The sequence below is a fragment of the Arthrobacter sp. 05L421 genome (genome assembly GCF_056397785.1).
Genome location: NZ_JBFTOC010000049.1, coordinates 1 through 2,640, shown reverse-complemented (window position 1 = coordinate 2,640; position 2,640 = coordinate 1). Strand labels below are relative to the sequence as shown.

At 69.7% G+C, this 2,640-nt stretch carries 3 protein-coding genes; all 3 read right to left on the bottom strand.

Features of this window, described 5'->3' with window-relative positions:
• Positions 1-596 (bottom strand): 3-hydroxyacyl-CoA dehydrogenase family protein (locus tag AC1DKQ_RS22310; RefSeq protein WP_476920267.1); only part of this gene is annotated, 596 nt, incomplete at its 3' end.
• Positions 597-598: 2 nt separating this feature from the next.
• On the bottom strand, positions 599-1,081 hold the full coding sequence (locus tag AC1DKQ_RS22305) for a ribose-5-phosphate isomerase (RefSeq protein WP_476920266.1): 483 nt from the start codon (positions 1,079-1,081) through the stop codon (positions 599-601).
• Positions 1,078-2,640, bottom strand: a 1,563-nt coding sequence (dhaL, locus tag AC1DKQ_RS22300; protein ID WP_476920265.1) for a dihydroxyacetone kinase subunit DhaL, incomplete at its 5' end; no start/stop codon positions are given. The genes dhaL and AC1DKQ_RS22305, both read right to left, overlap by 4 nt.

Here is a 2,640-nt window from a genome sequence, read left to right as displayed (position 1 = left end):
AAGCCGGTGACGTCCTTGACCACGGCGGTCTGTTTGTTGGCCGCGTGCACGAGGTCGCGGACGGCGCCGACGGTGGCCGCGGAGGTGCCGGCGTGGGGGATGATTTCCACCCCCGGGATGAAGGGTGAGGGGTTGGAGAAGTGCACGCCGAGGAAGCGTTCCGGGTGGGTGACCGGCCCGGACAGCTCCGCGATGGAGATCGTGGAGGTGTTGGAGCCGATGATGGCGTCCGGCCGGGCGGCGGCACTGATCCGGGCGAGGGTCTGGTGCTTGATCCCGATCACCTCGGGGACGGCTTCTTCGATGAAGTCGGCGTCGGCCACGGCTTCCTCGATGTCCTTGGCCGGCCAGAGGTTTTCCTTCAGGATGGCGGTGGCGCCTGCGGGAAAGAGCCCTGCTGCTACGAATTCGTCGGATTCGGTCAGGAGCCGTTCGTAGTTCTTCTGCGCCACTTCGGCGGTCACGTCCGCGAGGGCAACCCGGGCGCCGCCGAGCGCCAGGACCTGGGCGATCCCGCCGCCCATGTAACCGGAGCCGACGACGGCGATCTTGCGGGCGGCGTTGATGGCCGCTGCGGTTTCTGTTGATTCGGTCATGTTCAGACTGCCTTCGTGTATTCGGGTTCGTACGAGCAGATGGCGTCCACCTTGGCGGCGGAGGAGGAGGTTTCGTCGAAGCGGTGGCTCAGCCATTCGCCCACGAGCTTCTTGGCGAGTTCCAGGCCGATGACGCGCTGGCCCATGGTGAGGACCTGGGCGTTGTTGCTTAGGACGGACCGTTCCACTGAGTAGCTGTCGTGCGCGGTGACGGCCCGGATACCGGGGACCTTGTTGGCGGCGATGGCCACGCCCAGGCCGGTGCCGCAGATCAGCAGCGCCCGGTCGGCTTCGCCGTCGGCAATCTTGCGGGCCGCGTCAACGGCCACGTGCGGATACGCCGTGGAGTCATCCGGTCCGACGCCGATGTCCAGCACCGACGCCACGCGGGGGTCCGCTTCAAGCAGGGCCTTCAGGGCGTTCTTGTATTCGACGCCGGCCTCATCGTTGCCGACGACGATGCGCCAGCCTGTTGTTGTGCTCATGCTTTTGCTCCTTGTTCCGTCGGCTCGGAGGTAGCGAGCCGGGTTCCTGTGCTGGAAGTTTCGGTGTGTGCAGAAATCCGCGTGGCGATGAGGGCGAAGGACACCGCGCCGGGGTCGGGGTGGCCGAGGCTCTTCTCGGCCAGCGGACGGGCGCGGCCCTTGAGCGGACGCAACCCGGACGTCCCGTCCGCTGCGGCAGTGGCGGCTTCCGCAGCTGCGGCGAGCGAGGCAGCCACGGAGGTGCCGGCGTCGAAGGCGGCGAGGAAAGCCTCCCGGAACGGCAGGAGCGCGTCCACCATGGTCTTGTCGCCCAACTCGGCCTTGCCGAGCTCGGTGATGGCATCAACGAAGGCCGTGACGGCGGCGGCTGCGTCCTCGCCGGAGTAGCTGTCCCTGTTGCCCAAAGCGAGACCGGCGGCGATGACCGCCGAGCCCCAGAGCGCGCCCGAGGTGCCGCCGGCGCGTTCGCTCCAGGCCTCCCCGGCAGCGGTCAGCACCCGCGACGGCGACGCGCCGCCATCAGCCGCAGCAGCCTGCTCGGCGGCGGCGACGGCCGCGTCCACGCCGCGGCGCATGCCGATGCCGTGGTCACCGTCCCCGGCGATCGCATCGAGGTTACCGAGTTCTTCCTCGTGCTCAATGATCACGTTCCGCGTCTGGCCGAGCAGGTCGGCTGCCAGCCGGCCCAGGTCCGCTGCCGCCATCGTGGCGTGTTCGGCCTCTTCGGCGTCAGCCTCGTCGGCCGGCGCGAGTTCGCGGCGGGCGCGGGGCGCCAGGTTTCCCTTGCGGAACGCGGGGGTGTCGGCCGGGGCGGCCCAGTACTGCTCGAGTTCCTCATCCAGCCAGAGCAGGGTCAGGGAGAGCCCGGACATGTCCAGGCTGGTGACCAGCTCCCCGCATTCTGGCTCCACCACGGTCAGTCCTGCGGCGGTGAGGAGCGGTTCGATCTTGCCGAAGAGCAGGAAGAGTTCGTCGTACTTGACCGTGCCGAGGCCGTTGACGATCGCGACCACGCGGGTGCCGGCGTCCTCGGGTTTGTCGGCCAGGAGCCGGCCGACCAGGAGCCCGGCGAGTTCGGAGGCGGTGGGCATCGGGTGTTCGGAGATGCCCGGTTCGCCGTGGATGCCCAGGCCCAGGGACATCTGGCCGGCCGGGACGGTGAACAGCGGCCCGTCCGCGCCGGGCAGSGTGCAGCCGCCGAACGCCACGCCGAGGGAGCGGGTGCGGTGGTTGGTTTTGATGGCCAGCCGTTCCACCTCGTCCAGGCCCAGCCCGGCCTCGGCGGCGGCGCCGGCGATCTTGAAGACCGTCAGGTCCCCGGCGATGCCGCGGCGCTTCTCGATCTGCTCCGGCGGGGCGCTGGCGATGTCGTCGGTGACCAGGACSGTGCGGGTCTCGATGCCTTCGGCGTTCAGGCGCAGCTGGGCCTGGCCGAAGTGCAGCACGTCACCGGCGTAGTTGCCGTAGCTCAGCAGCACCCCGCCGCCGGCGTTCGCGGCCCTGGCCACCCGGTAGACCTGCCCGGCCGCGGGCGAGGCGAACATGTTCCCGCACGCCGA

Excerpts from the sequence above, each read along its gene's own strand:
- AC1DKQ_RS22305 (WP_476920266.1), bottom strand. The coding sequence starts at position 1,081 with ATGAGCACAACAACAGGCTGGCGCATCGTCGTCGGCAACGATGAGGCC.